This is a genomic window from Streptomyces atriruber (assembly GCF_001418325.1).
GTDB lineage: Bacteria > Actinomycetota > Actinomycetes > Streptomycetales > Streptomycetaceae > Streptomyces > Streptomyces atriruber.
In genome coordinates this window covers 1-3,823 of record NZ_LIPN01000557.1, presented here as the reverse complement: position 1 = coordinate 3,823, position 3,823 = coordinate 1, and the positions used below count along the sequence as shown (strand labels likewise).

Sequence of the window (3,823 nt, the reverse complement as noted above, 5' to 3'; positions counted from 1 at the left end):
CGCGCCCCTTAAGGGGCGCGCAGCAGCAACGCCGATGTCGGGACTCCCTCTCCTGCTGTGACCAGGCACGTGGACGCATCCGGAACCTGTGCCGTGGACGTGCCCCGTAGCTGCTTCACGCCCTCGTTGATGAGGTTGAAGCCGTGGACGTACGCCTCGCTGAGGCCGCCGCCGCCCGTGTTGACGGGGAGGCGGCCGCCGCTCTCCAGCGCGCCGCCCTCCGTGAACGCGCCGCCCTCGCCGCGGCCGCAGAAGCCGTAGCCCTCCAGGGAGAGCGGGATGAGCGGGGTGAACGCGTCGTAGATCTGGGCGACGTCCACGTCCTGCGGGCCGAAGTCCGCCTGCTTCCACAGGTGTCGGGCCGCCGTCCAGGCCGGGCCCGAGAGCGGGTCGTCGTTCCAGTAGTTGACCATGCCGTGGTGCTGGGAGGGCAGGCCCTGCGCGACGGAGTGGACGTACACGGGCTTCTGCCTGCAGTCGCGTGCCCGCTCGGCGGAGACGATCACGCACGCCAGCGCGCCGTCCGTCTCCAGGCAGTTGTCGAAGAGGCAGAGCGGTTCGCTGATCCAGCGCGACGTCATATACATGTCGCGGGTCAGCGGGCGCTCGTACATCATCGCGGCCGGGTTCTGGTTGGCGCGGTTGCGGCAGGCGAGGGCGACGTTGAAGAGATGGTCGCGGGTCGTGCCGTACTCGTGCATGTAGCGGCGCGCGAGCATCGCGATCTCGTCGGCGGGGCGAAGCAGTCCGAAGGGGCGCGTCCACTGGGCGGGCGTGGGGAGTTGGACCGTGGTGTTCTTCCAGGGGCGCGGGCCGCTGCCGCGTTTGCGGGAGCGCCAGGCGACGCCGACGCTCGCCTGGCCGGTCGCGATGGCCGAGGCGAGATGCGCGACGGTGGCGCAGGAACCGCCGCCGCCGTAGCCGACCTTGCTGAAGAAGGTCACGTCGCCCGCGCCGACGGCCTTGGCGACCTCGACCTCGTCGGTCTCCTCCATCGTGTACGAGGCGAAGGCGTCGACCTCGGACGGCGCGATACCGGCGTCGTCGAGCGCGGCGACGATCGCCCTGCACGCCAACTCCTTCTCGCTCTTGGGGAGTTGTTTGGCGAACGGGGTCTGGCCGATCCCGACTATCGCTGTAGCGTCCTTGAGTGAAGCCATGGGCAACGGCACCTCCGCCTGTCGCGAGCGTGTCACCACTGCTGACAGCGCGTCAGGCTACAGCTAATCTGACGGATAGTCAGCTAGTGGGAAGGGCTTGCGATGCGCGGCGACCTGGAGTGGGGCAGCATCCCGGGACTGGTGCGGGCGGCCGCCGGGCGGTACGGCTCGCGGGAGGCGGTCGTCGAGGGCCGCACCCGCGTCACGTATGCGGAACTGGGCGAGCGCGTGGAGCGCGCCGCGGCCGCCTGTGTGGCCAACGGCGTCGAGCCCGGCGACCGCGTCGCCGTCTGGGCGCCGAACACCCTCGACTGGATCGTCTCCGCCCTCGGCGCCGTGAGCGCCGGAGCGGTCCTCGTCCCCCTCAACACCCGTTTCAAGGGCACGGAAGCGGCGTACGTCCTGGCCCGCAGCCGCGCCAGGATCCTCTTCATCACGGGCACGTTCCTCGGCACGTCGTACGTCGCCTCGCTGCGCCGCGCCGCGGCCGAGGGGCCGGGGGACGGGCCGCTGCCCGGCCTGCCACACCTGGACCAGGTGGTCGTGCTCGCCGACGACGCCCCGCAGGACTTCCGCACCTGGAAGGACTTCCTGGCGAGCGGCGACACGGTGGACCCGGCCGTCGTCCGCACGCGCGCGGCCGCGGTCGACGGCTCCGCGCCCTCGGACATCATCTTCACCTCGGGCACGACGGGCCGTCCCAAGGGCGCCGTCATCACCCACGCCCAGACCCTGCGCTGCTACGACATCTGGTCCGACCTGGCCGGGCTGCGCGAGGGCGACCGCTATCTGATCGTGAACCCGTTCTTCCACACCTTCGGCTACAAGGCCGGGATCATCGCGTGCCTGATGCGGGGCGCGACGATGGTCCCGCAGCCCGTCTTCAACGTGGACACGGTCCTCGCCAACGTCGCCTCGGAACGCATCTCGGTCCTGCCCGGCCCGCCCACCCTGCACCAGTCGCTCCTCGACCACCCCTCCCGCGACCAGTACGACCTCTCCGCGCTGCGCCTCGTGGTGACAGGCGCCGCGGTGGTGCCGCTGCAGCTGGTGGAGCGGCTGCGGGCGGAGCTGCGCATCGCCACCGTCCTGACGGCGTACGGCCTTTCGGAGGCAAGCGGCATCGTCACGATGTGCCGTCGCGGCGATCCGGCCGACGTGATCGCGGCGACGTCGGGCCGGGCCATCCCCGACACGGAGGTGCGGGTGGTGACCCCCGCCGGTGAGCCGCTCCCGCCGGGCCATCCCGGCGAGGTGCTCGTCCGCGGCCATCACGTCATGCAGGGGTACTTCGAGGATCCGGCGGAGACGAAGCGGTGCGTGACCCCCGACGGCTGGCTGCGCACGGGTGACGTCGGCGTCCTCGACCCGGCGGGCAACCTCCGCATCACGGACCGCATCAAGGACATGTTCATCGTCGGCGGCTTCAACGCCTACCCCGCCGAGATAGAGCAGCTCCTCGGCGTGCACCCCGACGTGGCCGACGTCGCGGTGATCGGTGTGCCCGATCCACGGCTCGGCGAGGTCGGCAGGGCGTACGTGGTGCGCCGCCGCGGGGCCGTGGTCACGGCGGACGACCTGATCGCGTGGGCGCGGCGGGAGATGGCGAACTACAAGGTGCCGAGGAGCGTCGAGTTCGTGGCGGAGCTGCCGCGGAACGCGAGCGGGAAAGTGGTCAAGGGGGAGCTGCGGGGCCGTGGTTAGCCGTGGTCGGCCGCCCCTGCCGGGCTCACGGCTGCAGGGTCACCGGGTCAGAGCGGTCCGCTCGGCTTCGCTGAGCTCCACGCAGAACTCGTTGCCCTCCAGGTCGGTGAGGGTGACCCAGCCCCGGCCGTTCGGCCGCCGGTGGTCCTCGTACAGCTTCGCGCCGATCCCGAGCAGCCGCTCGACCTCCTCGTCGCGGGTGCGGTCCTGCGGCTGGAGGTCGATGTGCAGCCGGTTCTTGACGGCCTTGGTGTCCGCCACGGTCACGAAGAGCAGGGCGATGCCGTCGGCCGTCACCAGGGCCTCCGGGTCGCCGGGGAAGTCGTCGTCGGCGACCTTGCCGCCGAGGACCTCGGCCCAGAAGGTGCCCTGGCGGTAGGCGTCGTGGGCGTCGAACGTGAGGTGGCGCACGAGAGAAGTCATGGGCGGCACTATTCGCTGCGCGAGGCGTGGTTGTCCACGGAGATTCGCCTGCGCGTGGGGTGGTCGGGGCGGCTCAGTGTCCGGTGGGCGGTCTGATGCAGCCGGTCTCCGGGAAGCGGCCGTTCGCCTCGGCTCCGTAGCCGGACTGGTCGACGTAGGCGGTCACGCAGGAGTCCTTCCCGACGGAGAGCCCGATCATCGCCCCTTCGGGCGTGACGTACTCGTTGTCGTCCCCATAGTCCGAGTACATCTCCTGGACCCTCAGCTCGCCCTCGCCCTCGCCCTCGCCCTCGCCCTTGTACCCGAGCTTGTCGGTGAGTTCGGCGCGCACGCGCTCCGGGTCCCACTTCTTCGCCTGCCACAGCCGCTTCAGGACCGGCTTCATGCGGGCGACCTCGGTGTTCGCGTCCGTCCGGCCGGACTCGGACATCTCGCCCGGGCGGCGGTAGGCGTTGTTCTCCCTGTTGTGGGGTGCGCCGTCGACGACTCCGGGCTCCACGTAGGGGGAGGCGCCGGGGGACGGGGGAGGGGATGCG

Annotated in this window: 4 protein-coding genes; 1 reads left to right on the top strand and 3 read right to left on the bottom strand. The window is 71.2% G+C overall.

Annotation, left to right across the window (positions count from 1 at the left end; all coding sequences use genetic code 11):
• Nucleotides 1-8: 8 nt before the first annotated feature.
• On the bottom strand, nt 9-1,160 hold the full coding sequence (locus tag AOK03_RS38355) for a lipid-transfer protein (RefSeq protein ID WP_055569982.1): 1,152 nt from the start codon (nt 1,158-1,160) through the stop codon (nt 9-11).
• Nucleotides 1,161-1,262: 102 nt separating this feature from the next.
• Between AOK03_RS38355 and AOK03_RS38350 the strand changes: the two genes are divergently transcribed.
• Nucleotides 1,263-2,864, top strand: coding sequence for a FadD3 family acyl-CoA ligase (locus AOK03_RS38350; RefSeq protein ID WP_055569981.1), 1,602 nt, complete (start codon nt 1,263-1,265; stop codon nt 2,862-2,864).
• A 39-nt stretch (nt 2,865-2,903) separates the two neighbouring features.
• Here AOK03_RS38350 and AOK03_RS38345 read toward each other — a convergent pair whose 3' ends face one another.
• Both AOK03_RS38345 and AOK03_RS38340 read right to left on the bottom strand, forming a co-directional pair.
• On the bottom strand, nt 2,904-3,287 hold the full coding sequence (locus AOK03_RS38345; protein WP_055569980.1) for a VOC family protein: 384 nt from the start codon (nt 3,285-3,287) through the stop codon (nt 2,904-2,906).
• 73 nt (nt 3,288-3,360) lie between these two features.
• A partial coding sequence (locus AOK03_RS38340) for a hypothetical protein (RefSeq protein WP_244177925.1) occupies nt 3,361-3,823 on the bottom strand: 463 nt, incomplete at its 5' end.

Coding starts and splice junctions, on each gene's coding strand:
- AOK03_RS38355 (WP_055569982.1), bottom strand. CDS start 1,160: ATGGCTTCACTCAAGGACGCTACAGCGATAGTCGGGATCGGCCAGACC.
- AOK03_RS38350 (WP_055569981.1), top strand. CDS start 1,263: ATGCGCGGCGACCTGGAGTGGGGCAGCATCCCGGGACTGGTGCGGGCG.
- AOK03_RS38345 (WP_055569980.1), bottom strand. CDS start 3,287: ATGACTTCTCTCGTGCGCCACCTCACGTTCGACGCCCACGACGCCTAC.